Origin of the sequence: Ectopseudomonas alcaliphila (assembly GCF_900101755.1) — a bacterium.
Lineage (GTDB): Bacteria > Pseudomonadota > Gammaproteobacteria > Pseudomonadales > Pseudomonadaceae > Aquipseudomonas > Aquipseudomonas alcaliphila.
This window is the reverse complement of record NZ_FNAE01000009.1, coordinates 82,461-108,557: the sequence shown is the minus strand read 5'-3', so window position 1 is coordinate 108,557 and position 26,097 is coordinate 82,461. Positions and strand designations below refer to the sequence as shown.

Sequence of the window (26,097 nt, the reverse complement as noted above, 5' to 3'; positions counted from 1 at the left end):
TGGTCGTTGCGCCTTGTAGGTCTCTAGCTCGCGAGATCGTTCTAGTCTGAAAATGGGCGACGCAAGTCGCCCTTTTTCGTGGACGCTTCGTCGATCCTTGGGAACCAATGCACGGATGCAGGTACCGAAACCCCATGTCACTCATCAGACGGCTTCTTTTCAAGCATGAACGCAGCCCCTACCATGCCGATGACTCAATCTGCGAGCCGCTCCATGCGTAGTCCGTATTGGCTGTTTATCGTGCTGATCCTGTTGCTGGTCGGTCTGCAGTATCGACTGTGGATAGGCGACGGCAGCCTGGCGTCTGCCAGCCGTCTGCAACAGCAGATCGCCGAACAGCAGGGCGAGAACGAGCGGTTGCTGGAGCGCAACCGTATCCTCGAGGCTGAGGTGATGGAGCTCAAGCGTGGCATGGAAACCGTGGAAGAACGGGCGCGTCAGGAGCTGGGCATGCTCAAAGAGGGTGAAACCCTCTATCTGTTGACCGAATGAGCGGTAAATTCTGGCTGGTGGTTCCGGCCGCTGGTGTCGGTTCGCGAATGGCCGCCGACCGACCCAAGCAGTACCTGCAAGTCGCCGGGCGCTGCATCGTCGAACACACCCTGGACTGTTTTCTCGATCACCCTGACCTTTTGGGCGCTGTGGTGTGCCTGGCCGTGGACGATCCTTACTGGCCGCAGTTGGCCATGGCCAGTGATCCACGCGTACGCCGCGCACCTGGCGGACGCGAGCGTGGCGACTCGGTACTGGCGGGTCTTGATCTGCTACAGGCTGTCGGGGCAGGTGCCGAAGACTGGGTGCTGGTGCACGACGCGGCGCGGCCCAATCTGGCGCGTGAAGACCTGGACCGTTTGCTGGCTGTTCTGGCGGACGATCCGGTCGGTGGCCTGCTGGCGGTGCCGGTGCGCGATACCCTCAAGCGTGCTGGCGCGGATGGGCGGGTGGCGGAAACCGTCGACCGCAACCTGATCTGGCAGGCCTATACGCCGCAGATGTTTCGTCTTGCGGCGCTGAGCCAGGCGCTGCGTGGCGCACTGGCGGCGGGCGCGCAAATCACCGATGAGGCTTCGGCACTGGAGTGGCGCGGGCAGGCGCCGCGTCTGGTGGAAGGAAGGGCGGACAATCTCAAGATCACCCGCCCCGAGGACCTGGCCTGGTTGAAGCAGGCCTGGGCCGAGCGCAATCGGCAGCGCTAACGGTCAGTTGGGGCGCTGCTTGTCGATGTTGCGCTCCAGCACCGTGCCGAGCTTGTCGATGGCGCCTTCCAGCGCCTGCTCCAGTTGGTCGGCGTTATGGCTGACCGAAACCGGGTCACGGCCTTTCAGGCGCGCCTCCAGCTGGCAGCGTTTGTCCTGGCTGCCGCTCTTGTGGCTATTCTCATCGTTGAAATGGACTTCGATGCGGGTCAGGTAATCCTCGAAACGCTTGAGCTTGTCGGTTACCCGGCCACGTACCCGGTCTTCCAGGGCGGCAGAACCGTGGATGTGGTTATCGCTATTGACCATGACTTGCATGAGGTTTTCCTTCTGTTGCCAGGGGGAAGCGGCACAAGGGCCGCTGAAAGAATCCTGCTCTCAGTATGGCCTCGCTGATACCTCACGGTTCAACCGTTGGCTGTGACATTCTGTTGCGGGCGGTACTCGATGCGCTCGCTGAGCCCCGCCTTGAGATGGTCAACCAACTGGCGCACCTTCGGCGAGAGGTGTCGTTGCTGCGGATAGAGCGCCCAGACTGCGGTATTAGGCGGTCGGTGCTGTTCCAGCAGAGACACAAGCGCGCCGCTGCTCAGATGTTCCAGCACGTAGTAATCCGGTAGCTGACACAGGCCGAAGCCGTGCAGCGCTGCGTCGAGTACCGCCTGGCCGCTGTTGCAGCGCCAGTTGCCCTGTACGCGCATCTGCGTCTCCCTGCCGTTGTCGACGAAGCTCCAGTGATCGCTGCTACCCACCAGGCAATTGTGGCGGGCCAGCTCGGACAATGAGTGCGGGCGCCCGTAGCGCTGCAGATAGCCGGGAGCAGCGCACAGATACATTTCGCGAGGCGCGAGGCGCGCGGCCATCAGGCGCGAGTCCTGCAGGCGCCCCAGGCGGATGGCCAGGTCCAGGCCTTCGTGCAGCATATCGAGCTGGCGGTTGGACAGTTCGATCTCCACGCGCAATTGTGGATGCCGCGCCATGAAGTCGTTGACCAGCGGCACGATGAAGCGCTCGCCATAAGCCACTGCGCAGGTCATGCGTAACAGTCCCTTGGGTTCAGCGCCGAGATCGCCGACTGCTCGCAGGGCTTCTTCGCGCGCATCCTGCAAGCGCTGACAGTGTTGCAGGAACAACTGCCCGGCTTCGGTCAGCGCCACTCGCCTGGTGCTGCGATAGAACAGGCGGCTCTGCAGGCGTTCTTCTAGGCGTGCGACCTGGCGGCTGACCTGCGAAGTGGACAATCCCAGGCGCTCGGCGGCGGCACTGAACTGCCCACATTCGGCGACGGCGACGAATTCGTCGAGTCCTTCCCAGCGATTCATCGATGCTTCTTCTCCTGTGCTCCCGGTTGCATCCGGCTGCGCCTGTAGGAGCCCGCTTGCGGGCGATGTAAGTAGGTTCAATATTATCCCTGTACAGCAATAATGTTTTGCTCCTCTGCTGATTATCTCGTTTGGGGCATGAACTAGACTGCCGACCATTGTCCACGCTCCCTCTGAGAGAACTGCCATGATCAAGTCTCGTGCCGCCGTCGCCTTCGCCCCGAACGAACCCCTGCAAATCGTCGAGGTCGATGTGGCGCCGCCTCAGGCCGGCGAAGTGCTGGTGCGTATCGTCGCGACCGGCGTTTGCCACACCGATGCCTACACCCTGTCCGGCCAGGACAGCGAGGGCGTGTTCCCCTGCATTCTCGGTCATGAAGGTGGCGGTATCGTCGAGGCGGTGGGCGAGGGCGTCACCTCGCTGGCGGTCGGCGATCATGTGATTCCGCTGTACACCGCCGAATGCGGCGAGTGCAAATTCTGCAAATCCAACAAGACCAACCTGTGCAGCTCGGTGCGTGCCACTCAGGGCAAGGGTGTGATGCCTGACGGCACCAGCCGCTTCTCCTACAACGGCGAGCCGGTCTACCACTACATGGGCTGCTCGACCTTCTCCGAGTACACCGTGCTGCCGGAAGTCTCCCTAGCCAAGATCCCCAAGGAGGCGCCGCTGGAGAAGGTCTGCCTGCTCGGCTGCGGCGTGACCACCGGTATCGGCGCCGTACTCAATACCGCCAAGGTCACCGAGGGCTCCACCGTGGCCATCTTCGGCCTGGGCGGTATCGGCCTGGCGGCCATCATCGGCGCCAAGATGGCCAAGGCTTCGCGCATCATCGGCATCGACATCAATCCGGCCAAGGAGGCGGTGGCACGTGAGCTGGGCATCACCGACTTCGTCAACCCGAAGGAGCACAGCAAGCCGATTCAGGAGGTCATCGTCGAGATGACCGACGGTGGCGTCGACTACAGCTTCGAGTGCATCGGCAACGTGCAGCTGATGCGCGCCGCGCTGGAGTGCTGCCACAAGGGTTGGGGCGAGTCGACCATCATCGGCGTCGCACCGGCTGGTGCCGAGATCAGCACCCGACCATTCCAGCTTGTGACCGGCCGCGTCTGGCGCGGCAGCGCCTTTGGTGGCGTCAAGGGGCGTACCGAGCTGCCCAGCTACGTCGAGAAGTCGCAGAGTGGTGAAATCCCGCTGGACACCTTCATCACCCACAACCTGCCGCTGGATCAGATCAACGAAGCGTTCGAGCTGATGCACGAAGGCAAGAGCATTCGTACCGTCATTCATTTCTGAGTTCAGAGTGACCTGACTGTAGGGTGCGCCATGCGCACCAGGATCACAGTGGTGCGCACGGCGCACCCTACGGAGATGTCCATGACCCTCGAAATCGTTTCCAGCAACAAGAGCTTCGGTGGCTGGCACAAGCGCTATCGCCATCGCTCCAGCAGCCTCAACTGCGACATGGTGTTCGCCGTCTACCTGCCGCCGCAGGCAGAGCAGGGTGCCAAGCTGCCAGTGCTGTATTGGCTCAGCGGCCTGACCTGCACGGACGAGAACTTCATGCAGAAAGCCGGCGCCCAGCGCATGGCTGCTGAACTGGGGTTGATCATCGTCGCGCCGGATACCAGTCCGCGTGGCGAAGGCGTGGCCGATGACGCCAACGGCGCCTACGACTTCGGCCTGGGAGCTGGCTTCTACCTCAATGCCACCCAGGAGCCCTTCGCGCGGCACTACCGCATGTACGATTACGTGGTGCAGGAGTTGCCGACGTTGATCGAGGCCAACTTCCCCGTCTCGGACAAGCGCGGCATCGCCGGTCATTCGATGGGGGGCCATGGTGCGCTGATCTGCGCGCTGAAGAATCCGGGGCGTTATCAGTCGGTGTCGGCGTTCTCACCGATCGGCAACCCGATGAACTGCCCTTGGGGCGAGAAGGCCTTTTCCCTGTACCTGGGCGAGGAGCGTTCGCGCTGGCGCGAATGGGATGCCAGCGTGCTTATCGCCGAGGCCAGCGAGCAACTGCCGATCCTGGTCGATCAGGGCGATCGTGACGATTTCCTCGAAGGCCAGCTCAAGCCACAGGCTCTGCAGGCTGCCGCCAAGGCCGCCGGTCATCCGCTGACACTGCGCATGCAGCCAGGCTATGACCACAGCTATTACTTCATCGCCAGCTTTATCGACGACCATCTGCGTCACCACGCAGCCGCTCTGCACCAGGCGTAGCCCGGATGAAATCCGGGGTGCGAATTTCCCGGATTTCATCCGGGCTACGGGGCAATGCGGTTAGAATCACGCCCTGACTTTTTCAGGGCGTTGTTCTTTATGCGTATCGGTCATGGCTATGACGTACACCGCTTCGGCGAAGGCGATTTCATCACCCTCGGCGGCGTGCAGATTCCCCATAAATTCGGTCTTGTCGCTCATTCCGACGGTGACGTGCTGCTGCACGCCCTGAGCGATGCCTTGCTTGGTGCGGTGGCGCTGGGCGATATCGGCAAGCACTTCCCCGATACCGATCCGACCTTCAAGGGCGCCGACAGCCGAGTTCTGCTGCGTCATGTGATGGGGCTGGTGCGGGGCAAGGGCTACGCGGTGGGCAATGTCGACGCCACCATCATCGCCCAGGCGCCGAAGATGGCGCCGCACATCCAGAGCATGCGCGAGCGTATCGCTGAGGACCTGGGCATCGAGCTGGATCAGGTCAACGTCAAGGCCACCACCACCGAGAAGCTGGGTTTCACCGGGCGTGAGGAAGGTATCGCGGTGCACGCCGTGGCCCTGCTGGTCAAGGCATGAACGAGCTGCAACTGCTCGGGCCGCGTGCCCACGGTGAGGCCTGTGGGCGTGCGGTGCTCAAGGCCACGGCCGAGGACTTCCAGGTCGACGAGGTGCTGGATATCCCGCTTACGGGCCAGGGCGAGCACCTGTGGCTATGGGTGGAAAAGCGTGGCTTGAATACCGAGGAGGCCGCCCGTCGTATCGCCCGCGCTGCCGGCCTGCCGCTCAAGGTGGTCAGTTACGCAGGGCTCAAGGATCGTCAGGCGTTGACCCGCCAGTGGTTCAGCCTGCACCTGCCGGGCAAGGCCGATCCCGATCTGGCGGCCGCGCAGGGCGATGATCTGGTCATCCTGCGCAGCCAGCGGCACAACCGCAAATTGCAGCGTGGCGCCCATGCCGCCAATGGTTTCACCTTGCGCCTGACTGCCCTGGAGGCGGATCGCGATGCGCTGGAGCAGCGTCTGCAACGTATCGCCGAGCAAGGCGTGCCCAATTACTTCGGCTTGCAGCGTTTTGGTTTCGATGGCGGCAATGTCGAGCAGGCCCGCGATTTTGCCGCGCGCCTGGAGTTGCCGGTGCAGCGCAATCTGCGCTCGCGACTGCTCTCTTCGGCACGCAGCTATCTGTTCAATCAAGTGTTGGCCAAGCGCGTGGCTACCGGCACCTGGAACCAGGCGCAGATCGGTGACCTGCTGGCCTTTACCACCAGCCGCAGTTTCTTCATGGCCGGCGAGGCCGAGTGCGTTGACCCGCGCCTGGCCATTCTCGATCTGCATCCAACCGGCCCGCTGTGGGGTGATGGCACTCTGCCGACCGGCGGCGCTGCGCAGCAGCTGGAGCAAAGTGTGGCCGATGAGGCTGCGCAACTGGTGCAATGGCTGATCAAGGCGGACATGGCGCACGAACGGCGAATTCTGCGCCTCCCCATCGGCGGCCTGTCATGGCATTATCCCGAACCCGATATTCTGCAACTTGCATTCGTCCTGCCGGCCGGGTGTTTCGCCACCGTGGTGGTGCGCGAATTGCTCGATCTGGTGCCAGCAGGGCAGACGGATACCCCATGCGAATTCTGATTTCCAACGACGACGGGGTGAGCGCGCCCGGTATCGCTGCGTTGCACCAAGCGCTGGCCGACTATGCCGATTGCGTGGTGATCGCGCCTGCCGAAGACAGGAGTGGTGCCAGCAGTGCGCTGACGCTCGACCGTCCGCTGCATCCCATGGCCTTGGCCAATGGCTACATCAGCCTCAATGGCACACCGACCGATTGCGTGCACCTGGGGCTCAACGGTCTGCTCGAGCAGACGCCGGATATGGTCGTCTCCGGCATCAACCTGGGCGCTAACCTGGGTGATGACGTGCTCTATTCCGGCACCGTCGCTGCTGCCCTGGAAGGGCGCTTCCTGAGCAAGCCGGCGTTCGCCTTTTCGTTGCTCTCGCGCCTGCCCGACAATCTGCCGACTGCGGCCTATTTCGCCCGCAAGCTGGTGGAGGCGCACGAGCGACTCGAACTGCCGCCGCGCACTGTGCTCAACGTCAACGTGCCGAACCTGCCGCTGGAACATATCCGAGGCGTGCAACTGACCCGTCTCGGTCATCGCGCGCGCGCGGCGGCGCCGGTCAAGGTGGTCAACCCGCGCGGCAAGGAAGGTTACTGGATCGCTGCCGCCGGTGATGTCGAGGACGGCAGCCCGGGCACCGATTTCCATGCGGTGATGCAAGGTTATGTATCGATCACGCCGCTACGGCTCGATCGCACGTTCAATGAAGCCCTCGAAACTATGGATGGCTGGCTGGAGGGCATCTTCTGATGCGTGGACAGGACGAGATGCAGCGCAGCGGGATCGGCATGACCTCGCAGCGCACCCGCGAACGATTGATCCAGCGTCTCTATGAGGAGGGGCTGTCCAACGCGCGGGTACTGGAAGTGATCCGCCGTACGCCGCGCCATCTGTTCGTCGACGAGGCCCTGGCGCACCGCGCCTATGAAGATACCGCGCTGCCCATCGGCCATAACCAGACCATTTCCCAGCCTTATATGGTTGGGCGCATGACTGAGTTGCTGTTGGCCGCTGGCCCGCTGGACAAGGTGCTGGAGATCGGTACCGGTTCTGGTTACCAGACCGCCGTGCTGGCGCAATTGGTCGAGCGAGTGTTTTCGGTCGAGCGTATTCAGGTGCTGCAGGATCGCGCCAAGGAGCGTTTGGCCGAACTCAAGCTGCGCAACGTGGTCTTTCGCTGGGGTGATGGTTGGGAAGGCTGGAACGCGCTCGGTCCGTACAACGGCATCATCGTCACCGCCGCCGCCGCGCAAGTGCCGCAGGCCTTGCTCGATCAACTAGCCCCAGGCGGACGTCTGGTCATCCCGGTCGGCAGCGGCGACGTGCAGCAACTGCTGCTGATCATGCGTGAAGAGGGTGGTTTTTCCCGTCACGTGCTCGATGCGGTGCGCTTCGTGCCGCTACTCAACGGGCCGCTGGCCTGACCGCTCTATTGCTCTGGAAGGATCCATGAAGAAACATTTCCTGCTCTATGCCAAGGGCATGGCCATGGGCGCTGCCGATGTGGTGCCAGGCGTTTCTGGCGGCACCATCGCGTTTATCAGCGGTATCTACGACGAACTGCTGCGCTCCATCGCCAGCATTCCCGAAGCGCTTCTGTTGCTGCTGCGTGGCCGTATCAAGGACGCCTGGCAGATGGCCAACGCGACCTTCCTGCTGGTGCTGTTGTGCGGCATCCTGACCAGCATTCTTACGCTTGCACGCCTGATCACCTATTTGCTGCAGCATCATCCGATTCCGGTGTGGTCGTTCTTTTTTGGTCTGATTCTGGTGTCTACCTATCTGGTGGGGCGAGAGATCACTCGCTGGAACTGGAGCAGGGCGGTGTGTTTTCTGCTCGGCCTGGCTTTCGCCTACTGGATCACCGTTGCCGCCCCAATGCAGTGGGGCAGTGATCTGCCAACCCTGTTCCTGGCCGGCGCCATCGCCATCTGCGCGATGATCCTGCCGGGTATCTCGGGCAGCTTCATCCTGCTTCTGCTCGGGCTCTACTCGGTGGTGCTGGGGGCGGTGAAGGATCTCGATCTGCAGGTCATGGCGGTGTTCGCCAGCGGCTGCCTGGTTGGTATCCTCAGTTTCGCTCGCCTGCTCAGCTGGCTGCTGGCGCGTTGGCGTGACCTCAGTCTGGCGTTTCTGGTCGGCCTGATGCTGGGTTCGCTGAACAAGGTCTGGCCCTGGAAGGAGACCCTGAGTTGGCGCGTCGACAGCAAAGGTGAGCAGGTGCCGCTGCTGCAAAACAATCTGCTGCCGGGGCATTTTGCGGAAATCAGTGGTCAGGACCCACAGCTCTTGCTGGCCGTGGTATTGGCAATCGGCGGTATCGCCTTGGTGCTGGGCCTGGAATGGCTGGCTGGTCGTCAGGCGGTCGATACTGGCCGCACCGAATAAATACGGCACAATAGGCGCCGTACTCGGAATCCTTCAGGGAGCAGTTGGGTGAGTTGCACCGTCCTTCACGTGCTAGTCCGCGCAGTCGCAGTCTTTCGCCTGCCGCTCGCCTTGCTTGCCGCCTCGGCGTTGGCCGGTTGCGTCAGTTCGCCTCCCGGTGGCGTGCAGGTGGTCGACCGGGGGCAGAACCAGGGGCGGGCTCCGGTGGTGCAGCGTCAGCCCGTGCGCAACGGCCACTACGTGGTGCAGCGCGGCGATACTCTTTATTCCATTGCCTTTCGTTTCGGCTGGGATTGGAAGGCACTGGCTGCCCATAACGGCCTGCGCGATCCCTATCTGATCCGCGTGGGTCAGACGATCCGTTTCGACAACCGCCCGTTAGGCAGCAGTCAGCCGGTCGCTTCGACACCGCCTCCAGCCACCTCGCCCGCTGTCACCCAGCCAGTGCCGAGCCGCCCGCCGGTTGCCGTGACTGCACCGCCTGCAACGCAGCCCGCCCGGCCGCCTGTAGCCAACACGCCAGCGACTACGCCAGTAACCCCGGTGAGTCGCTCTGCCAGTGGCTGGTCCTGGCCAACCGAGGGCACTGTAATCAGTCGTTTTTCCTCAAACGGTAGTTTGAATAAAGGCATTGATATCGCAGGGCAATTAGGCCAGCCTGTTTTAGCTGCGTCTGATGGTTCAGTTGTGTACGCCGGGAGTGGTTTGCGGGGCTACGGCGAGTTGATCATCATCAAACACAGTGATACCTACGTAAGTGCTTACGGTCATAACCGCAGGTTGTTGGTACGGGAGGGGCAGCAGGTCAAAGCCGGGCAAAGTATTGCCGAAATGGGGTCCACAGGGGCCGACCGGGTGAAGCTGCACTTCGAGATTCGCCGCCAAGGTAAACCTGTCGATCCGCTGCAATATCTGCCACGTCGTTGATCCGTCGCTGACCCGTTCCATCACGTAGGAGGGACGGGCTCAGGTGTGGCCAGGACGGTACCGCCAGAGTCTGTTGTCGAACTCAGCTAGGGACAACAACAATGGCTCTCATCAAAAAAGAAGCGCCGGAGTTTGACGTCGACGATGAGCTACTCCTCATGGAGCCAGGCATCGTTTTCGGCGAGGTTCAGGGCGATGAGGTGGAAGCACCGGTCGCACGTACCAAGACCAAGAACGCCACCCCTTCCAAGCAACATAAATACATCGACTACACCCGGGCGCTAGACGCCACTCAGCTTTACCTCAACGAAATCGGTTTCTCTCCCTTGCTCACTCCCGAAGAGGAAGTGCACTTCGCGCGCCTGGCGCAGAAGGGCGATCCTGCCGGGCGAAAGCGCATGATCGAGAGCAACCTGCGCCTGGTCGTGAAGATCGCTCGGCGTTACGTCAATCGTGGTCTCTCTCTGCTCGATCTGATCGAGGAGGGCAACCTCGGCTTGATTCGCGCTGTGGAAAAGTTCGATCCGGAGCGGGGGTTCCGTTTCTCGACTTATGCAACCTGGTGGATCCGCCAGACCATCGAACGCGCCATCATGAACCAGACGCGAACCATCCGTTTGCCGATTCATGTGGTCAAGGAGCTCAACGTATACCTGCGTGCGGCTCGTGAACTGACCCAGAAGCTCGACCACGAGCCTTCCGCGGAAGAAATTGCCAACCTGCTGGAAAAACCAGTGGGCGAGGTCAAGCGCATGCTCGGCCTCAACGAACGAGTGTCCTCGGTGGACGTCTCGCTCGGTCCGGACTCGGACAAGACGCTGCTCGACACCCTGACCGATGATCGCCCGACCGATCCCTGTGAGCTGTTGCAGGACGACGATCTGTCACAGAGCATCGATCAGTGGCTTTCCGACCTGACCGACAAACAACGGGAAGTCGTTGTGCGCCGCTTCGGTCTGCGTGGCCATGAAAGCTGTACCCTGGAGGAAGTGGGCCAGGAGATCGGCCTGACTCGTGAGCGGGTGCGGCAGATTCAGGTCGAGGCGCTCAAGCGTCTGCGGGAAATCCTGGAGAAGAACGGCTTGTCCAGCGACGCCTTGTTCCAGTGAGGTTTCGCTACGATCACGAACCCGGCTCCGGCCGGGTTTTTTATGCGCACCGATGTAAGTCATCGCTTACAGGTGCTGTCAGTATTTGTGCTAAAAAGCCTGTTTTTTTACCGGCTTTATTTATAACTCATTGTTTTTTAATGGTTTTAGAGATTTCCTGAACAGGCTGGATGAGTTTTGGTCGGGTTGTGCGGCTGCCTGGAACGGCTAATATCACACCCGTGCTCAGGGACAAGCACAGATCATCAGGATGATGATCAGGAACATCGCAAGAAGCGATTCATCAGGATGATGAGTTGGGAAACAAAGGGATTAGGGAATAAAAGTGGGCGGCGCAAGCCGCCCCTTTTTTTGCTCGCCATTCCTGACGGCAACCTTGCTTGGCGCTGTTAATGGACCGCGATGCTGTTCACGGCCCGGGCCCTGAAAGTAAAAGACCCGCACTTGGCGGGTCTTCGTGTTTCTGAGCGAACTCAGCGCTCCAGGTGCTGCAGCTTGTCCTTCACGCCATCCCACTCTTCGGCGTCCGGCAGTGCATCTTTCTTCTCGGTGATGTTCGGCCACACTTCGGCCAGGTCGGCGTTCAGCTCGATGAACTCCTGCTGATCCTCCGGTACCTCGTCTTCCGAGAAAATCGCTTGCGCGGGGCACTCCGGCTCGCACAGGGCACAGTCGATGCACTCGTCCGGGTGAATGACCAGGAAGTTCGGGCCTTCGTAGAAGCAGTCGACCGGGCAGACCTCCACGCAGTCGGTGTATTTGCACTTGATGCAGTTGTCGGTGACGACGAAGGTCATGTCTGATTCTCTCCTCGGGCGGCGGCCTGGGCCCTTTCTGTGAAGGGCTGCCAGGCGCTCTGTCTGTGGCCGCGGCTCAGGCTGTAAACCGGGCGGTCGTAAAATTGCGCGCGATTCTAGCAGTTTGTTGTATTGAGCGTTAGATCTGCGTCTTCCATGTATATAACAGCTCCAGCGCCTTACGCGGAGTCAGATCATCCGGATTGATCTTGGTCAATTGCTCCAGCAGTGGGTGCGGCGCGCTGGCGAACAGATCGCTCTGCATCGGCGTTTGCGCTTGGCCGGGTTCCTGGCGTGGCAGGTCGTGAGGCAGGCTGGTGGCTTCCAGGCGCGCCAGGTGCTCGCGCGCGCGGCTGATTACCGTGCCCGGCACGCCAGCCAGCTGCGCCACGGCCAGGCCGTAGCTCTGGCTCGCGGGGCCTGGCTGAACGTGGTGGAGGAAGACGATGCGCTCGTTGTGCTCGGTGGCCGAGAGGTGCACGTTGGCTACCACCGGCTCGCTTTCCGGCAGCACGGTCAGCTCGAAATAGTGGGTGGCGAACAGGGTGAAGGCGCGCAGGCGGGCCAGGTGTTCGGCGGCCGACCAGGCCAGCGACAGGCCGTCGAAGGTGCTGGTGCCACGTCCGACTTCATCCATCAGCACCAGGCTGCGCTCGCTGGCGTTGTGCAGGATATTGGCGGTTTCGCTCATCTCCACCATGAAGGTGGAGCGGCCGCCGGCCAGGTCATCGCTGGAGCCGATACGGGTGAAGATGCGGTCGACCAGCGACAGTTCGCAAGCCGCAGCCGGGACGAAGCTGCCGATATGGGCCAGCAGCACGATCAGTGCGGTCTGGCGCATGTAGGTGGATTTACCACCCATGTTCGGCCCGGTGATGATCAGCATGCGCCGGTTGTCGTCCAGATCCAGATCATTGGCCACGAAAGGCGTGGTCAGCACCTGCTCGACCACCGGGTGACGGCCCTGGTCGATGCGCATGCACGGCTCGTCGACGAAGCGCGGGCGATTCAGGTCGAGATTCAGCGCGCGTTCTGCAAGGTTGCTCAGTACGTCCAGTTCGGCGAGGGCTGCGGCACTGTCCTGCAGTGGCGCCAGATGGCCAATCAGGCGCTCAAGCAGCTCGTCGTAGAGCATCTTTTCGCGGGCCAGGGCGCGGCTCTTGGCCGACAACGCCTTGTCTTCGAATTCCTTCAGTTCCGGGGTGATGAAGCGCTCGGCGCCCTTGAGCGTCTGCCGGCGGATGTAGTCGGCAGGTGCGGATTCGGCCTGCTTGGTCGGCAGTTCGATGAAGTAGCCGTGCACTCGGTTGTAGCCGACCTTGAGGTTGGCCAGGCCGGTACGTTCCTTCTCCCGCGCTTCCAGATCCATGAGGAACTGGCCGGCGTTCTCGCTCATCGCCTGCAGCTCGTCCAGCTCGGCGTCGTAGCCGGTCTTCAGCACGCCGCCGTCGCGGATCACCGCTGGCGGGTTGTCGATGATGGCGCGGGCCAGCAGGTCGGCCAGCTCCGGGTAGGTGGCGATGCTGCTGGCCAGTTGTTGCAGGTGTGGGGTGTCCAGGGTGGTCATCGCCTGCTGCAGTTCGGGCAGCGCGGCCAGGGCGTCGCGCAGGCGAGCGAGGTCACGCGGGCGGGCATTGCGCAGACCAATGCGGGCGAGGATGCGCTCCAGATCGCCGATTTCCTTGAGCTGTGGCTGCAGCGATTCAAAGCGATAGCCATCGAGCAGGCGGGTGATGGCGTCCTGGCGTGCCTCGAGCACCGCGCGATCACGCAGCGGGCGGTTCAGCCAGCGGCCCAGCAGGCGGCTAGCCATGGCGGTCTGGCAGCGATCCATCACCGATTGCAGGGTGTTGTCGCGGCCGCCTGAGAGGTTGATGTCCAGCTCCAGGTTGCGGCGGCTGGCACCATCGAGGATCACCGTATCATCCAGGCGCTCGTGACGCAGGCTACGCAGGTGGGGCAGGGCGGTGCGCTGGGTTTCCTTGGCATAGGTGAGCAGGCAGCCGGCGGCGCCGATGGCCAGGGTCAGGTTCTCGCAGCCGAAGCCTTTCAGATCCTGGGTGCTGAATTGCTGGCACAGACTCTTGAAGGCGCTGTCGCGGTCGAAATCCCAGGGTGCGCGGCGGCGTGAGCCTTTGCGCTTCTCGGCGGGTAGGCCCTGCGGCCAGTCGTCCGGGATCAGCAGCTCGGCGGGGCTCAGGCGCTCCAGTTCGGCCAGCAGGTTTTCCCAGCCCTTGATCTCCTGCACGCTGAAACGGCCGCTGGTGATGTCCAGCACGGCGAGGCCGAACAGGCGTTCGTCACCGAGCACGGCGGCCAGCAGGTTGTCGCGGTGTTCATCGAGCAGGGCTTCGTCGCTGATGGTGCCGGGGGTGATGATGCGCACCACCTGGCGCTCCACCGGGCCTTTGCTGGTGGCTGGGTCGCCGATCTGTTCGCAGATCACCACCGACTCGCCGAGCTTGACCAGCTTGGCCAGGTAGCCTTCGAGCGAATGGAAAGGAATGCCGCACATGGGGATCGATTGGCCGGCCGACTGGCCGCGTGCGGTCAGGGTGATATCCAGCAGCTTGGCTGCCTTCTTCGCGTCTTCGTAGAAAATTTCGTAGAAGTCACCCATGCGATAGAACATCAACTGATCCGGGTGCTGGTTCTTCAGCTTCCAGTACTGCTGCATCATCGGGGTGTGCTGTGACAAATCGGAAATTGCTTTATTCATCAGTAACTTAGAGTTAAGCGCTAATTTTTGTGGGGCAGGATTGGGGCAAATCAACTGGTGCTTTGCATGCCTGACCAGATGTGTTGCAGCTCGTTAGGGGACTCGTCGTCCATCCATTTGGCGTACACCTGAACCAGCATGGTGAAGTCCTTGTGCCCCATCTGCTTGGCGATGAACGCGAGGTTACCACGGGCGACTAGGCACCAGCAGGCGTAGGTGTGCCGAGTTTGATACGGCGGGCGCGGGCGGGTCTTCGCGCGGCGCTGGATGTTCGCCCACTTGCTGTTCCACGACGACGGGATGAACCAAGGGTTGACGTGCTTCTTGCGTGCCTGGACGACGGGCGACATCAGTGGGGTAACAGTTTCCTGCTTGGCTTCGTGCCGGTTCAGCTTTACGTCGATGGTCTGCGGCTCGATGCCGTGATCAATGGCCAGCAGCTCGCGGCAGGCTTCGAGGGCGGGCGGGAACAACAGCACGGTGCGGCGCTTGCCGGTCTTGGGCAGCTTGAACGTGCCTTTGCTCGTGATGGCGCGGTTTACGTGGATCTGCCCTTTCGCCAGGTCGATGTCCTCCCTGGCCAGCGCGCCGAGTTCGCCGGGGCGCAGGCCGGTGTATACGGCCAGGGTCACGGCTGCGCGGTCCATAGGGTGTAGGCACCCTTTGTTCAGCAGCTCGGCCAGCTCGGCCTTGGTGAATGGGTCCGGGTCACGATCAGTCATCTCGAAGCGGGTGCAAGCATTCGCCAGGCCCGGCCGGCAGTAGCCGTTTGCCTCGCACCAGCCGAGGAAGCCGGCGAGGACGGCCAGGTAGTGATTCACCGTGGACGTGGTGCGCGTGGTGATCAGCGTCACGCGTAGGTTTTGGATGTCCTCGGGCATCAGCACGCTGGCAAGCCGGTCCTTGCCCAGCAGCTCGATGCAGATGTCGAGTGCCAGGCCATAGCGGCGTTCTGTTTCCTCGGTGATGTCTACGGCCTTGAGCGGCTTGTAACGGGCCAGCAGCAAGTGCAAGCGCTCGTCGCGGTTGGTGCTGTAGTTGCCGGCTTGGCGGGACTCGGGGAAATGCTGGGCATAGTCGAAGGTGCCGGTCTTGATGGCATGAAGCACCGCCGCCCGGAGCTGGGCGGCGTGCTTGATATTGGCTTTGGTGACCGGTAGGCCCAGGGTTTCGCGGCAGCGGCGGCGCTTCCACATGAATACGATGCGGATGCTGTTGCCGTGGATCTCGACCCCGGTGTGCTTCGCCAGCTCGGCCTCTACGCCGCTTCCTGGGGTGACTGCTCGACCCACTTATCTACCTCCTCAATGTTGATGAAAATTCGCCCGTCGCGCGCTTTGCGCCACATGCGGCCTTGCGCCCACATGCCGCTTTTAACTTTGTGCTCGATGGCGTTGACGCTGTAGCCGAACATTTCGGCAGCTTTGGGGATCAGGACCCAGCGTGGTGTGCTCATGCCGGCCTCTCTGTGCTTGCTCGAACGTCCCATAGGGCGCTCAGGTGGTCGTGTGTGGTTGCGGTCGGGCCGGTGGCGCCGCAGGTTTCGCACTGGATGCAGATCGGTTCCGGCTCGCCTTCCGGTGGCGTTCGGGTTACGCGAGCGAGCTTGGCCATGCCGCAGAACGGGCAGGGCAACAAGCCGGAGACGCTGAGCAGCGCCAGTTGCTGGGGTAGATGACTGTTGGTCATGCCGCCACCTCGCTCCGCTGCATGCCCACCAGGTTGGCGCGCACGAGGGCGGCGGCGACGGGTGGGCAGACGCTGTTGCCGCACATCCGCACCTGGGCGTCCTTCGGCAGCTTGGGGTTGGTGAGGGTGCGGTTGTGGATGTAGTCGGCTGGGAAGCCCTGGGCGGCGTAGAGCTCGTGTGGCTCGAGCATGCGCATGCCGATATCGACGATCTGGTACGGCTCGCCCTTGACCATCACCAGGCCGAGGCGATCCTTGGTCGTGATGGTGTGCAGTGGGTCGGCCAGTGATTGGCCGGTACCGTGCTCGTAGTACTTGAGCAGGAAGGCGCGCACTTCGCCCAGGTGGTTGCCGGATGCGGTGACGGTGTGCAGCGGCTCGGCCACGGGTTGGCCGTCACGGCTGGTGCCGCGCAGCTTGATCATGTGGCTGGTGACCAGGGCGTTGTGGTCGCGGGTTGTGACGGTGGGCGCTGGGTCGGTCATCGCCGAGCCTGGGCCTTTGTAGTTGCCGCCGTAGTGCTTGGCCAGGAAGGCTGCCACCACGCCGATCGGTGCTGCGCCGCCTGGCTTCTTGATGTAGCTGTTGGCGGTGATGGTGGGGACCGGCTCCAGCACCGATGTGCCGCTGTCGTTGGTGCGGAACTTGGTGAGCACCGGAGCTATGATCGCTTGTTGCGAGCCCTGTGCGGTCACCGTCCATAGTGGTTGCTCGGTGCTGGCGACGCGCGGGTGTTGGCCGGCGCGCTCGCCATTGCGAGTGTTGGCGATGAACGGTGCCAAGGTGGGGGCGATTAGGGCATGGTGCCCGCCAGTGGTTACGGTGCGCAGCGGGTCGTCTACTGCGGCCCCGGGGTGCCCGGTGGTGTTGACGACCATCAGCGGCGCCAGGGTCGGCACAACCACGCCGGTACCGAGCTTGCTGGTGATGGTCTGCATGGGCTCGTTCAGCGGCTGGCCCCGGAAGTAGTCATAGCCGTGGTTGACTTTGACCAGGAACGGGTCGGCGTTGTCGATCACGTAGCGCTGGATGCCGCGTGCGATGCGGCGCAGGGTGTTCTCGGCCAGCGGGCGGCGTACCTTGAGCGCTTTGCCTTCCTCGGGGGTGAGGAAGATCGACGGGCATGGGAGCGACCAGTCGATGATGTCCGCCGCCAGTCGCTGGGGCTTGGCCTGTTTGGCTTTGACCTCGGGGCTGCCGGCCGGCAGGTGTGTCGGCTCGGGCCAGACGATGGGCAGGCCGTCGCAACGTGCGATCAGGAACAGGCGCTTGCGGATGGTGGCGGCGCCGAACTGGTTGGCGCGCAGTTCGCGCCATTCCACCTGGTAGCCGTGGCGGCGCAGGGCGTTGACGAAGCTGTTGAAGGTGCGGCCCTTGTTCTTCGGGCATGGGCGACCCTCGGCAAGCGGCCCCCAAGTAACGAACTCCTCGACGTTCTCCAGCATGATGACGCGCGGTCGCACGGTGGCGGCGTAGCGGATGGCCACCCAGGCGAGGCCGCGAATCTCTTTCTTGACCGGCTTGCCGCCCTTGGCCTTGCTGAAGTGTTTGCAATCCGGGCTGAACCAGCAGAGGTCGACGGGGCGCCCGCCAGTGATCTCGCGCGGGTCGACCTCCCACACGCTCTCGCAGTAGTGCTTGGTGTGCGGGTGGTTGATCTCGTGCATGGCGATGGCTTCGGGGTCGTGGTTGATGGCGATATCGACCGGCCGGCCGAGGGCCATTTCGATGCCGGTGGATGCGCCGCCGCCGCCAGCGAAGTTGTCGATGACCAGGCCGCCGAAGTTGAAGCTGGGTTGTGGGTGGATGCGGTAGGTGGTTGCGGTCATGGTTGGGCGCCTCCGTTGCTGCCCAGGACGTCGATCACATAAGCCCACAGCTCGGCCGGGCTGAGCTGGAAACGGTCGAAGTCGGTGTCGGGGTCGATGCCGATAGCGCAACTGCTCATTGCGCCTGCCCTGCCTTCGGAGTACTTCGTCATCAGGGTGGCGACGCGACCATCGCCACCTGGCTCGGTGCGATGAAAGTCGTAAGCGTCGATGTGGTAGGACACGCCCGCAGGAATCTCCCAGCGTTGCATCGGCGTCATGATCACCGGCGCATTGGGCACCCACGGGCGGCCGCCGTTGGGGCTGCGTGCGCCTTCGTGCAGGTAGAGGCGGTGTGTAGCCTCTCCGTCTTCGGCGTTGGTTGCGCGGTAGTTGATGTTGATCTGCAGGCCCACAAGCACCCGCGAATCAAAGCTAAAGCGGTGGCTGTGAATAGCCGAGTGCTCGAAGCAACTGCGGCGCGGCAGGTCTGGGTGCCAAACGTGCAGGCGCTGGCCGCCCTGCAGCTGTACCTGAATGAAGCCGAGGCCGTGCAGGCTGATCGGCGCCTTCATAGGGTCGTGAACCGTGCTCATGCTGTAGCCCTCGCGCGGTGGGTGGTGCTCAGCAGCGAAAGCAGGCGCTGGAAGTAGCGGTCTCGGGCTTCTGCTGCGCTCCAGGGTTTGATGCGCCAAGCAGGCAGTTCGATGCCCTGGATGCACTCCCATGCATCAGGGTGCGCTGGCATCAGGTCACGGCGCTCGACGGCCAGCATGTACATGTCCACATCGTGGATCTCACGTGGCAGCTCTGGATCAAGGTCGAAGCGGTCGCAGATGGCAAGCCAGACACGATGTTCTGCTTCGCCATAAACGTCGCGGCCGCCCCGGGCTTCGAGTGTTCCACCCATCCAGCGCAGTGCTTGCTTGAGTGGGCTCACCATGTCGCCGATGTAGGCTTCTGGCGCGTCGTGGAGTAGGGCGGCCAGCTGGTGCTCCGGGGCGACCAGCTCAGAGGCGAGGTAGCAGTGCTGCGCCACCGAGTAGTGCGTGCCGGTATGGCCATTGAAGCGGCACACATGGGCCAGGCTGTGAGCAATGTCTGCCGGGTGGATCATTTCGGCAGTCGGTGCGAGCAGTTCGAAGCGAATGCCTTGGTTGGTGAGAATCCAGGTCATGGCTGCGGCTCCTCTTCAGCGGTCAGATCCGCTTCATTCATTTCATCGTCGGTCATGCCCTCAGCGACGCGGATGTTCTCGTCGATGCTGAGGGCGGCTGCCATCACCGACAGGGTGTCGGTGATGTCGCGGCGATCCCAATGCCCGTGCTCGTCGACGTGGCTGTTCTTCCAGCAGTGGCAGAAACGGTCGCCCGCCACGGTGCGGTCATCGGGGTGGTTGTAGCCAACGCAGACGAAGGATTTGCCGCTGGTGGCGATGATGTTCTGCAGGGGCATTGCGCGCTTCTGGCGCAGGCAGATTTCAGACTGAGGCATGAGTGGTGCCCTCCTGAACTGGGCGCACCCAAACGCAGACGGGGCCGTCTTCGGTGTAGTGGATGGAGAAGACGAACCAGCCTTCACCTGGTGGTGTGCTGGGTTGCCATGCGCTGCAGTCGGGGTTGCCCTGTTCGAAGTAGGCATCGCTCAGGGTTTCGGGCGCGTCGTTCTCGAACTCGACAATGAAAGGTTCAAGGCCGTTGTTGGCAAACCAAGCTTTCGGGATGGCGTCCTCGTCACCGTCTTGTGGCCAGGCTGGGTGAGTCCAGTGCCCCAGTTCATCGCGAGTTACTGGCATTGGAAGCGGCGCTGCGGTCAGTTGCCGGGCAGCCTCGGTGAAGGACTCAACCCATAGGCGAGCTTCCGCCAGCGCCAGGTCTGGCCGGCCGTTAGTCAAGGCTGCGACGACATAGCCGTGTGCCGAAATGCACTGCGCCAAAATGCTCTGCGCTTCAGGGTTGAGCACGATGTCCTGGCCGCTGGTGCTCTCCAGCGTCGCCTGCACATGGCCTGTCACCAGTTCATGATCGAACGGCACGGTGAAGCCTGCGGCGCCGCGGTGGCCACCGCCGCCGAACTGCTTGGCGATTTCGGAAACGTCGAGGCCTTCCGGCCGGCTGCGCAAGGAATACTTGCGGTGCTCGTCGGTGTCCCAGTAGATAGCGGCGAAGGGTTGGCCTTCGCTCATCAGGTGCCCGGCATCGCTAGCCATGGTGGGTGGCAGGTTGATGGTCGGTACGCTGTAGCCGGAAATGTTGGTGAGCCGGGTGTTGCTGCCGATCAGCTCGGCCAGGTCTTTGTGATGCTTGCGGTCGATGGCTTTGCCGGCGACCCAGTGCTGATGGGTGGATATTTCCATGATGGCGTCCCACACGTCGAAGTCATGCGGGTAGCTGAAGACGCTAGCCATGACTTCTCGCGTGCCTTCCAGCTTGAAGCGCCAGAGGTCGCGATCCTCGATGTGGTTGATCAGGGCTGGGCGTGGCTCGGCTGGGTTGAAGTAGTCCCAGGTGAGGCCGGCGCCGCTGCGATTCATATCGAACACGGTGCCGACGCGCTGGGTAGAGGGCGCCCACTCTGCGAAGCAGGACGGGGCCTGCGGCAGTTGGGCCAGCGCTTCGGCTGCCGTCTTGTGGTGGTCGATGATCAGGATCGAGCGGGCCTGATGGCCGAGTAGCAACAGCAGTTCATAGGGGTAGGAGAAGTCCACGATGATCACGTCGCGGCCTTCGACGTCCGGTGCAGGCATACCGTAGTGGCCTGCGTGGAACTCGACGTTATCGGCACCGAGCGCTTGGCGAACGACCCAGGCGGCGCCGAAGCCATCGGCGCAATTGGCGTGGTAGATGCAAAGGGTTTTCATGCTGCAGCTCCCTGCTTGGCCTTGGAGGCTGCAACCAGCGACATAGCTTGGTCGTAGCTCAGCACGCGGCGGTAGAAGGGCGGGTGGTCGGGGCCGAGGTGGTTGGTCAGCACCAGTGCCTTGGTGATCGGCGCGGGGTCGCCTGGTTGCCAGTCGTCAACGATCTCCGTCAGGCCAAGGGCGTCGGCGATGGCCCGGGCGTTCGTGGTTTTGCCGCAGCCTTCGGGGCCGTAGACGAGCCAGCTTTTGCCGTTGGGTACGCCAGCGGCGAAGGCTGCCGCTTCGAGCAGGGCGACTTCCGCCTGGGACTGGCTGTTTGGAAGTGCGGCCGGGGCGTTGCCTTCGAGTTGATCCTCGATGCGCTGGGCGATCTGCTCCAGTTCGCCGCATACGGTGAGGTGGCGCTGCGCCTGGTCGCTCAGGTCGAGCACCTGGGCCATTTTCAGCTGGTCGTAGGTGCGGGCGGCGACCTTGAGGTGCTTGGCTGCGCGGAGAATGGCGGCCAGTTCGTCGCGGGTGTAGCTGCGGCCGGCGTAGATGGCGATACGGCGGTCGGCGTCCTGCAGCTGCTGGTCATGCTCACGGTTGGCCTTTGCCAGGCGGCCTACGGCGTTGGCGAGCTGGCCTTCGAGGCTGGTGGTGTAGTCGGCGGCTGCTTTCTTGGCGTCGCCGTAGCCTTGGTCATAGCCATTGGTGCGGGCGGTTTCCGCGCTGATGCGAGCCCAGGCGGCCAGGCCGAGCAGGGCGATGATTGCCAGCGCGGCGATGACGCCGGCGGTGATCAGGGAAATGGTCATGTGTTGTGTCTCCGAGTGAGCCCGCTGCCAGGGGTCAGAGGCCCTGGCGGCGGGTGGTGGTGGGGCTTATTTGCCTTGCGAGTAGGTGCCAATGGTCAGCGGCAACAGGCCGCCGATTTCACCGTCGAGCACCTGCTGGAACTCTTCGGCGAAGGCTTCTTGCTGGGCTTCCTGTCCGACCCAGCGCAGCTTGAGCACTGGGCTCTTATCGCCAGTGATCACCGACAGGCGCAGGGTGATATCGGCGACGCTGAGTGGGTCGTAGGGCTTGGCGCTGAACACGAACGCAGTCGGCAGGGTTTCGAGGCTTTTGGCTTCGATCTCCTCCATGGCGCTGCGGCGGTTGTTCAGGTCGCCCACTTCGGTGTTCACCTCGGCAATGGCCTTGATGGACATGCGGCGGATGGCGTTGATAGCTGAAGGGGTGCCCAGCTTCTGGTCGCCGGCGCTGGCTACCAGGTGCGGCGCCCAGTCCTCGAGGAACTCGGCCAGTTGCTGCTGGCTGAGCGAACGGCCAACCACTTCGTTCAGCGCCTTGTAGGCAGCGGTGGGTTTGAGGGTGAGGGTGGCGCGGTCGTCGCCGTGGCCTGCGTCATCCGGGGTGCCGAGGTTGAAGATGACGGTCGCGCTCATGGCGTCCTGGTCGACGAAGCCGGCTGCGCCGGTATCTTCCTCGCCACCGATATGGCGCTCGACGTAGGCCGAGAAGGCTTTCAGCGCGTGCGTGTGCAGCGAGCCGCGGAAGCGGTCGCGGTGGGATTGGAACTGCTCCAGATTCAGGGTGGTGCAGTTGGCTGGCAGGACCGCCAGTTGGTTGCCACTGGTTTGAATGCTTACCTGGGCGGCTGCGACGGCTTGGGCGTTGAGGGTATCCAGTGCTTTGTGATCGAACATCGTTGTAGTCCTTGTCAGAGTAAGGATGGTTAGGTGGTGCGGTGTTGCGGGTTACGGGTGATCAGCTGCGCTCCGGTACGGGCGTGTCTTCCTTGCGGAAGAGCTGGTCGGTCGGGTTGGTCTGGAACAGCTGCAGGCCATCCGGGGTGACGTACATCGGGGTGTCGAGGGTGGTGTCTTCGCGCTTCTTGCCACGCTTGGTGGGCTGCACGAAGTCGAGCTTGTGGGTGATGTTCACCTGGTTGGTCTGCGCGATCTGCTTGAGCTTGAGGGTGATGATTACCTGGCCTTCCTTGCCGTGATCGATGCAGCCCGCGGCGACGTCGGAGAGGGCGCGGCCGAGCTGGCTGGCGAATACACCGGAGTTGAGGGACTGGAGAAAATCGGAGCTGTCAGTGGGTTTCATGTGCTGTGCCTCGTTTGTCAGAGAGTTGCCCGGTGCCGCCGGGCGCGGGTTATGCCGCTTGCTCGGCGCGGGCGTCGAGGTAGGCGGCGAGGTCGGCCAGGCGCACGTGCAGCGGCGCCAGGCGCGAATCGGAAATCCTGAAGGTGGCCAGCTGCACCTCACCGGTGCGAATGAGGTGGCGCAGGCGCTTCTCGGTCTTGATGTGGGAGAAGTACTCGGCGCGCACTTGATCCAGGGGCAAGCTGTTGGCCTTGTGGCGGTGCTGGAGCAGGGCGAGCGTAGTGGTCACTGCGCCACCTCCCCGCACCCCGCCATGGGGCGGCTGAGCTTGGCGGCGATGATCGCGGTGACGCCTTCGACGCTCTTGCCGATGGCGGTGGCGGCGCTGACGGCGCCCGGGTTGGCGTGGTGCATGCTGACCAGCTTGACGACGCCGATAGCGTCGGCGATTGGGTTGGGCTTGTTCATGCGGCGCTGTCCTTTGCGGGTACTTCGGTGATGGCGATGCCGAGCTGTTTGGCCAGCCAGTCGATACCGGCCTCGGTGACCATCAGCACGGCGTAGTGCTTGCGGATGCCGAGGCGCTTCGGCTCGGTTACGCGCGGGTCCATGAACAGCTTGCCGCCGCCGATGTGGCGCGCTGCCAGGGTGCCGTCGCGGTTGAGGGCGTTGATGCTGCGCAGGTGCGCGCGCAGCTGGCTCTCGGCGATGCCCAGTACCTGGGCGGCCTCTTTTACGGTGCGGTTCATGCGCGTTCCTCCCGGCCCGCGCCCATGCAGGCCATCCCGACTTCTCCGGTGCGGTAGGTGAGAATCGGGTTGACCGTGCAGGGCAGCTCCTGCAGCTGGCACCAGGTGCCACGCAGGTGTTTGCAGCCTCTGCATTGGCTGTTGTCGCTCCAGTAGCGAGCCCCGGCGCGACCGGTGGTGCGCGACAGTCGCAGCCAATCTGCCCAGCGGCTGCGGCGCTCGGCTGCGGGAATGGTCAGCATCTTGTCGCCCAGCAGATCCGCGAAGCGGATGCTCAGCGTGACTGGCGGTAGCAGCAGTGTCGGTTGGCGCATGGCGGTGGCCCTCAGGCTGCGTTGAGCGCGGTTTCGATGTGCTGGGCGGCGACCACGTAAAGCTCGCCTGGCGTGCCGGCCTGCAGGTGCTCGGTGGCGTATGGCGTGGAAACCAATGCGTGGCGGTACGGCGTCAGGATGCCGGCGTAATGCACGGTGACCGATACGCCGCACTGCAAATGCCGGGTGCCGCCGATGCGCACCAGGTGGCGCAGACTGGCTTCGTCCTCTGCATCAAGGGCGAAGGGCTCGCGAGCTGGGGCGGTCGGGGTGCCGATCGCGCCGGTTTCGGCAGTGTCGGCTGTGCCGTTGGCGATGGCTTCGATCTGTTCGCAGATGTGGGCGGTATTGGCCGGGTCGTTGGCTTGCAGGCGGATAGTCGAGCGGTGATGGCCAAGCACGATGCTGACTGCCAGCTTGTCCGCGACCTGCTCAAGCTCGAGCATGACCGCAACGCGTGAGGCGGGGCGCTCAAGGTGGAGCGTGGCGCGCTGATCCATGGGCGTGGTGAGAGCGCGGCGAAGCCCGTGGAGGGAATGCTGAGTGAGGGAGTAGGTCATGCTGCCACCTCCGCTTCGATTGCCTCGGCTGGCAGATAGGCCATCAAGGCGGCGCGCATGAAGGCCAGCTCGCGAATAAAGCGCTCTTCCGGTGCCTTCAGCAGTTCGTCTGCTCCGGTGGGCCATTGCAGTTGGCTCCAGCGAGCCGATGCGTAAGCCAGTTTGGTCGGGAGGTAGCCAGGGGTATGCCAGTCAGCGTTGCGGGGGTAGATCTCGACCTTGAACAGGCCGCAGTTACCGAAGCTGGTGCAGAACACCTGATAGTCGGGGTTACCGTGCAGGCGGGCGACCGTCTGCATGATCTGGATGAGTAGCAGTTGGATGGCCGGGCTCACGCTGCACCTCCCCAAGGGCCGAAGTCCTCAAAGGCGGGCAGGGTTTGGGGCTGCTTGAGCGTTGGGCGGCCACCTTCGAGCACCACAAAGCGGCCAGTGGCCTGCTGAACAGCGCGGACGGCGGCAGGGTTGGTGGTGCATGCCGGGTGCAGGAGCACCTGGGCGGATGTGTGCTGTGTCTGTTGCATCGCGTACTCCAGAGGTCAGAGTGTGGGTACGCGATTAAGTTACCTAATGGTAAATATTCTGGTCAATACCTTTTGGTAAATACAGGGTAAAAAATTACCTTCAGAGTAGGACTGAGTACCAGAAGACTTTGCCGATGATGCGTATGTGGTCGGCCACATAGTCGCCTTCATAGCGCTCGTCTGGGTGCTCGGCTTCGTTATAGCTGCGTACGCGCAGTCCGCCACCGGGGAGGCGATACAGCAGCTTAACGCGCAGCTGCCCGGCATGGTCGATGGCGTACATCTTGCCGTCTTGAACCTGCTGCACGCCGGTATCGATGCCGACTGTGGAGCCGTCTGGCAATACGGGCTCCATACTGTTACCGGTGACGGCTGCGCACGCAGCGGCCGCTGGCTCTACGCCTTTGCGTTGCAGGCTCCGGCGACCGAATCGCAGCTTCCTACCGCTTGTTTCCAGCATTACTTCCGATCCCTTGCCTGCAGACAGCTCGACTTCCTTGTAGAAGGGCAGCTCGACCTCGTCGGGGCCGAGTGGGGTTTCATCGTCCCATACCTCTATTGGGAATACATGCGGTGAGCGCTCCGGAGCACCGGCTTCAAGAAGATTCCTTCTAGCCGGTGTGTCGTGGCCTGGTGCAGTGTCGAGGGAGCCCGGGGAGAGGCCGAGAGAGGCCTCTATGTGCCGCGCGAACTTTTCACCGATTGGCTTTGCATGCTTGCCTGATTCAGACAGGCACCTGCTGATGTAGCTGGCTTGACGGTCGACGGCGATTGCAAGGGCGTTCTGACTGCCGCCGAATCGGCTTTGCACCAGGGTGGCGAGGTTGGCTCGCCTGATAGCTTGTATATCCATGGTGCGATGATTCCCGGCTGTTACTTAAAAGTAAATTACCGTAAGGTGTTGACCGCTTTTACCAAACGGTAAATAATCCAGCCGACCTTGGTACTTCTCCGAGAGCACTTATGAAACTGCTGGACTACATAAAGCCGCTGACGAAGGAGCAGCTGGAAGAGTTCGCTTCCGGGTGTGGCTCTACTGTCGGGCAAATCAAGCAAGTCGCGTATGGGCGCCGAGCGAGCGCTGAATTGGCTATCCGGATTGATATCGCTAGCCATGGCGACGTCAGCTGCGAGGATATCCGCGAAGACATTGATTGGAGCTATCTGCGCGGCCGAAGCGCTGCAGCATAAAGG

34 protein-coding genes are annotated in these 26,097 nt (G+C 62.8%); 12 read left to right on the top strand and 22 right to left on the bottom strand.

Annotated elements, in window-relative coordinates:
- The first annotated feature begins 213 nt into the window (after positions 1–213).
- Together BLR77_RS21880 and ispD are read left to right on the top strand one after the other, a co-directional pair.
- A complete protein-coding gene (locus BLR77_RS21880) occupies positions 214–492 on the top strand; it encodes a septum formation initiator family protein (protein WP_074681781.1) in 279 nt (92 codons plus the stop codon).
- Entirely contained in the window at positions 489–1,196 is a 708-nt protein-coding gene (gene ispD, locus BLR77_RS21875; RefSeq protein WP_074681779.1) for a 2-C-methyl-D-erythritol 4-phosphate cytidylyltransferase, read from the top strand. Before BLR77_RS21880 ends, ispD begins: the two co-directional genes overlap by 4 nt.
- A 3-nt stretch (positions 1,197–1,199) precedes the next feature.
- Here the strand turns inward: ispD and BLR77_RS21870 are convergent, their stop codons facing one another.
- Together BLR77_RS21870 and BLR77_RS21865 are read right to left on the bottom strand one after the other, a co-directional pair.
- Positions 1,200–1,514: an HPF/RaiA family ribosome-associated protein gene (locus tag BLR77_RS21870; RefSeq protein WP_074681777.1), complete on the bottom strand. Its 315-nt coding sequence runs from the start codon at positions 1,512–1,514 to the stop codon at positions 1,200–1,202.
- 89 nt (positions 1,515–1,603) lie between these two features.
- Positions 1,604–2,518: a LysR substrate-binding domain-containing protein gene (locus BLR77_RS21865; RefSeq protein ID WP_074681775.1), complete on the bottom strand. Its 915-nt coding sequence runs from the start codon at positions 2,516–2,518 to the stop codon at positions 1,604–1,606.
- A gap of 187 nt (positions 2,519–2,705) precedes the next feature.
- Here BLR77_RS21865 and BLR77_RS21860 point away from each other — a divergent pair, with 187 nt between their 5' ends.
- The 9 genes from BLR77_RS21860 to rpoS all read left to right on the top strand — a co-directional run bounded on the left by BLR77_RS21860 (position 2,706) and on the right by rpoS (position 10,787).
- On the top strand, positions 2,706–3,818 hold the full coding sequence (locus BLR77_RS21860; protein ID WP_074681773.1) for an S-(hydroxymethyl)glutathione dehydrogenase/class III alcohol dehydrogenase: 1,113 nt from the start codon (positions 2,706–2,708) through the stop codon (positions 3,816–3,818).
- A gap of 81 nt (positions 3,819–3,899) precedes the next feature.
- Positions 3,900–4,748, top strand: coding sequence for an S-formylglutathione hydrolase (gene fghA / locus BLR77_RS21855; protein ID WP_074681771.1), 849 nt, complete (start codon positions 3,900–3,902; stop codon positions 4,746–4,748).
- Between the two features lie 99 nt (positions 4,749–4,847).
- Entirely contained in the window at positions 4,848–5,321 is a 474-nt protein-coding gene (gene ispF, locus BLR77_RS21850; RefSeq protein ID WP_074681769.1) for a 2-C-methyl-D-erythritol 2,4-cyclodiphosphate synthase, read from the top strand.
- Positions 5,318–6,376 (top strand): tRNA pseudouridine(13) synthase TruD, encoded by a 1,059-nt coding sequence (truD, locus tag BLR77_RS21845; RefSeq protein WP_074681767.1) that lies wholly within the window; start codon positions 5,318–5,320, stop codon positions 6,374–6,376. Before ispF ends, truD begins: the two co-directional genes overlap by 4 nt.
- Complete coding sequence (gene surE / locus BLR77_RS21840) at positions 6,364–7,113, top strand: 5'/3'-nucleotidase SurE (protein ID WP_074681765.1); 750 nt, start codon at positions 6,364–6,366, stop codon at positions 7,111–7,113. The genes truD and surE overlap by 13 nt, the downstream gene beginning before the upstream one ends.
- A complete protein-coding gene (locus tag BLR77_RS21835; RefSeq protein WP_074681763.1) occupies positions 7,113–7,787 on the top strand; it encodes a protein-L-isoaspartate(D-aspartate) O-methyltransferase in 675 nt (224 codons plus the stop codon). The genes surE and BLR77_RS21835 overlap by 1 nt, the downstream gene beginning before the upstream one ends.
- Before the next feature lie 25 nt (positions 7,788–7,812).
- Positions 7,813–8,751 (top strand): polyprenyl-phosphate transporter, encoded by a 939-nt coding sequence (locus BLR77_RS21830; RefSeq protein ID WP_074681761.1) that lies wholly within the window; start codon positions 7,813–7,815, stop codon positions 8,749–8,751.
- Between the two features lie 48 nt (positions 8,752–8,799).
- Entirely contained in the window at positions 8,800–9,678 is an 879-nt protein-coding gene (locus tag BLR77_RS21825; RefSeq protein WP_083366109.1) for a peptidoglycan DD-metalloendopeptidase family protein, read from the top strand.
- Positions 9,679–9,779: 101 nt separating this feature from the next.
- Positions 9,780–10,787: an RNA polymerase sigma factor RpoS gene (gene rpoS, locus BLR77_RS21820; RefSeq protein WP_074681759.1), complete on the top strand. Its 1,008-nt coding sequence runs from the start codon at positions 9,780–9,782 to the stop codon at positions 10,785–10,787.
- Between the two features lie 473 nt (positions 10,788–11,260).
- Here the strand turns inward: rpoS and fdxA are convergent, their stop codons facing one another.
- From fdxA to BLR77_RS25870, 20 genes are all read right to left on the bottom strand, one after another.
- A complete protein-coding gene (fdxA, locus tag BLR77_RS21815; RefSeq protein ID WP_013716392.1) occupies positions 11,261–11,584 on the bottom strand; it encodes a ferredoxin FdxA in 324 nt (107 codons plus the stop codon).
- Between the two features lie 139 nt (positions 11,585–11,723).
- Positions 11,724–14,303, bottom strand: coding sequence for a DNA mismatch repair protein MutS (mutS, locus tag BLR77_RS21810; RefSeq protein WP_074681757.1), 2,580 nt, complete (start codon positions 14,301–14,303; stop codon positions 11,724–11,726).
- 50 nt (positions 14,304–14,353) lie between these two features.
- The gene (locus BLR77_RS21805; protein ID WP_074681755.1) at positions 14,354–15,595 is read right to left on the bottom strand and encodes a site-specific integrase; all 1,242 of its coding nucleotides are present in this window, start codon (positions 15,593–15,595) and stop codon (positions 14,354–14,356) included.
- Positions 15,562–15,759 (bottom strand): excisionase, encoded by a 198-nt coding sequence (locus BLR77_RS21800; protein WP_074681753.1) that lies wholly within the window; start codon positions 15,757–15,759, stop codon positions 15,562–15,564. The genes BLR77_RS21805 and BLR77_RS21800 overlap by 34 nt, the downstream gene beginning before the upstream one ends.
- Complete coding sequence (locus BLR77_RS25295) at positions 15,756–15,992, bottom strand: Lar family restriction alleviation protein (RefSeq protein WP_074681751.1); 237 nt, start codon at positions 15,990–15,992, stop codon at positions 15,756–15,758. The genes BLR77_RS21800 and BLR77_RS25295 overlap by 4 nt, the downstream gene beginning before the upstream one ends.
- Positions 15,989–17,821: a DNA cytosine methyltransferase gene (locus BLR77_RS21790; RefSeq protein WP_074681749.1), complete on the bottom strand. Its 1,833-nt coding sequence runs from the start codon at positions 17,819–17,821 to the stop codon at positions 15,989–15,991. Before BLR77_RS21790 ends, BLR77_RS25295 begins: the two co-directional genes overlap by 4 nt.
- Positions 17,818–18,396 (bottom strand): hypothetical protein, encoded by a 579-nt coding sequence (locus tag BLR77_RS21785; RefSeq protein ID WP_074681747.1) that lies wholly within the window; start codon positions 18,394–18,396, stop codon positions 17,818–17,820. The genes BLR77_RS21790 and BLR77_RS21785 overlap by 4 nt, the downstream gene beginning before the upstream one ends.
- Positions 18,393–18,977 carry an HD domain-containing protein gene (locus tag BLR77_RS21780; protein WP_074681745.1) on the bottom strand — a complete coding sequence of 195 codons (585 nt, stop codon included), beginning with the start codon at positions 18,975–18,977 and terminating at the stop codon, positions 18,393–18,395. Before BLR77_RS21780 ends, BLR77_RS21785 begins: the two co-directional genes overlap by 4 nt.
- Positions 18,974–19,294: a hypothetical protein gene (locus BLR77_RS21775; RefSeq protein ID WP_074681743.1), complete on the bottom strand. Its 321-nt coding sequence runs from the start codon at positions 19,292–19,294 to the stop codon at positions 18,974–18,976. Before BLR77_RS21775 ends, BLR77_RS21780 begins: the two co-directional genes overlap by 4 nt.
- Positions 19,281–20,660 carry a DHHA1 domain-containing protein gene (locus tag BLR77_RS25750; RefSeq protein ID WP_074681741.1) on the bottom strand — a complete coding sequence of 460 codons (1,380 nt, stop codon included), beginning with the start codon at positions 20,658–20,660 and terminating at the stop codon, positions 19,281–19,283. The genes BLR77_RS21775 and BLR77_RS25750 overlap by 14 nt, the downstream gene beginning before the upstream one ends.
- On the bottom strand, positions 20,657–21,457 hold the full coding sequence (locus BLR77_RS25745) for an ATP-binding protein (RefSeq protein WP_238380607.1): 801 nt from the start codon (positions 21,455–21,457) through the stop codon (positions 20,657–20,659). Before BLR77_RS25745 ends, BLR77_RS25750 begins: the two co-directional genes overlap by 4 nt.
- A 66-nt stretch (positions 21,458–21,523) precedes the next feature.
- A complete protein-coding gene (locus tag BLR77_RS21760; RefSeq protein ID WP_074681739.1) occupies positions 21,524–22,351 on the bottom strand; it encodes a DUF2303 family protein in 828 nt (275 codons plus the stop codon).
- 61 nt (positions 22,352–22,412) lie between these two features.
- Entirely contained in the window at positions 22,413–22,757 is a 345-nt protein-coding gene (locus BLR77_RS21755; RefSeq protein ID WP_074681737.1) for a hypothetical protein, read from the bottom strand.
- A 49-nt stretch (positions 22,758–22,806) separates the two neighbouring features.
- On the bottom strand, positions 22,807–23,046 hold the full coding sequence (locus tag BLR77_RS21750) for a pyocin activator PrtN family protein (protein WP_074681735.1): 240 nt from the start codon (positions 23,044–23,046) through the stop codon (positions 22,807–22,809).
- Positions 23,043–23,225: a hypothetical protein gene (locus BLR77_RS21745; RefSeq protein WP_074681733.1), complete on the bottom strand. Its 183-nt coding sequence runs from the start codon at positions 23,223–23,225 to the stop codon at positions 23,043–23,045. The genes BLR77_RS21750 and BLR77_RS21745 overlap by 4 nt, the downstream gene beginning before the upstream one ends.
- Positions 23,222–23,506 (bottom strand): hypothetical protein, encoded by a 285-nt coding sequence (locus BLR77_RS21740; RefSeq protein WP_074681731.1) that lies wholly within the window; start codon positions 23,504–23,506, stop codon positions 23,222–23,224. Before BLR77_RS21740 ends, BLR77_RS21745 begins: the two co-directional genes overlap by 4 nt.
- On the bottom strand, positions 23,503–23,820 hold the full coding sequence (locus tag BLR77_RS21735) for a hypothetical protein (protein ID WP_074681729.1): 318 nt from the start codon (positions 23,818–23,820) through the stop codon (positions 23,503–23,505). The genes BLR77_RS21740 and BLR77_RS21735 overlap by 4 nt, the downstream gene beginning before the upstream one ends.
- Before the next feature lie 11 nt (positions 23,821–23,831).
- On the bottom strand, positions 23,832–24,380 hold the full coding sequence (locus tag BLR77_RS21730) for a hypothetical protein (RefSeq protein ID WP_139203069.1): 549 nt from the start codon (positions 24,378–24,380) through the stop codon (positions 23,832–23,834).
- A complete protein-coding gene (locus BLR77_RS21725; RefSeq protein WP_074681725.1) occupies positions 24,377–24,715 on the bottom strand; it encodes a hypothetical protein in 339 nt (112 codons plus the stop codon). Before BLR77_RS21725 ends, BLR77_RS21730 begins: the two co-directional genes overlap by 4 nt.
- Before the next feature lie 288 nt (positions 24,716–25,003).
- A complete protein-coding gene (locus tag BLR77_RS25870) occupies positions 25,004–25,756 on the bottom strand; it encodes a S24 family peptidase (RefSeq protein WP_074681721.1) in 753 nt (250 codons plus the stop codon).
- Positions 25,757–25,866: 110 nt separating this feature from the next.
- Here BLR77_RS25870 and BLR77_RS21710 point away from each other — a divergent pair, with 110 nt between their 5' ends.
- Positions 25,867–26,094, top strand: coding sequence for a helix-turn-helix domain-containing protein (locus BLR77_RS21710; protein ID WP_074681719.1), 228 nt, complete (start codon positions 25,867–25,869; stop codon positions 26,092–26,094).
- The last annotated feature ends 3 nt before the right edge of the window (positions 26,095–26,097 follow it).